The sequence below is a fragment of the Oleiphilus sp. HI0067 genome, assembly GCF_001635735.1.
The window spans coordinates 1-966 of record NZ_LWFI01000654.1 but is presented as its reverse complement, the minus strand read 5'-3'; the positions used below and the strand labels follow the sequence as shown (position 1 = coordinate 966).

Below are 966 nucleotides of genomic sequence, written 5' to 3'. Positions count from 1 at the left end.
CTTGTCGTCTTTCGTCGCGCAGCATCAGGTGAGCGAGGGCGTTATTTTGTCTACGTGTAACCGGACGGAGATATATTGTTCGGTTGATGGCGGTTACGGAAAACGTGATGTTTCAGATTGGCTCGCGAAATTTCACCACGTTAATGTCGACCTTATTGAGCGAAATTGCTTCTGTTATGGCAACGACGATGCAGTGCGACACGTTATGCGTGTGGCGGCAGGGTTGGAGTCACTTGTTTTGGGTGAGCCGCAGATCTTAGGGCAGCTCAAATCTGCGTATGCTAGTGCGCTTGAGGCGGGCTCAGTTACTGGGCGGTTGGGGCGTCTCCTTGAAACGAGTTTCTCGACGGCTAAACAGGTGCGTACAGAGACGGCGATTGGCGAGAGTGCAGTATCGGTTGCAGCGACGTCAGTGGTTTTGGCAAAGCAGTTATTTGGTCAGTTGAGTCAGAGCAAAGCGTTGTTGGTCGGAGCGGGTAAAACAACTGAGCTTGTAGCGAAACACTTACGTCAAGCTGGCATTAAAGACTTAACTATTGCGAATCGTACTTTGGCGCGTGCGCAAGATTTGGTAGATGAAGTCGGTGGTCAAGCAGCTTTAATAGGTGATATTCCTGATTTGTTGGTCGATGCAGACATTGTTATTTCCTCTACTGCGAGTCCACTGCCAGTTCTAGGTAAGGGCGCTGTTGAGCGTGCATTAAAGTTAAGGAAACATCGGCCGTTTTTCATGGTGGATATCGCGGTCCCTAGAGATATCGAACCGCAAGTGGGTGAATTGGCGGATGTGTATTTATATACGGTTGATGACCTTGCCAATGTGATTGATGAGAATAAGCGTTCGAGAGAAAGGGCTGCTGACGATGCCGAGTCGATTATTAACGCTGGAGTACGCCGATTTACGAGTGATTTGCGTATTTCAAAAGCGGGGGACGGCTTAAGACGATTCAGAGCGCATGCTGAAAA

General features: G+C 49.2%; 1 protein-coding gene. It reads left to right on the top strand.

The genetic code is table 11. From position 1 onward, the window contains the following. Positions 1 to 46: 46 nt before the first annotated feature. The coding region (hemA, locus tag A3739_RS07210) for a glutamyl-tRNA reductase (protein ID WP_231877034.1) at positions 47 to 966 on the top strand (920 nt) is incomplete at its 3' end.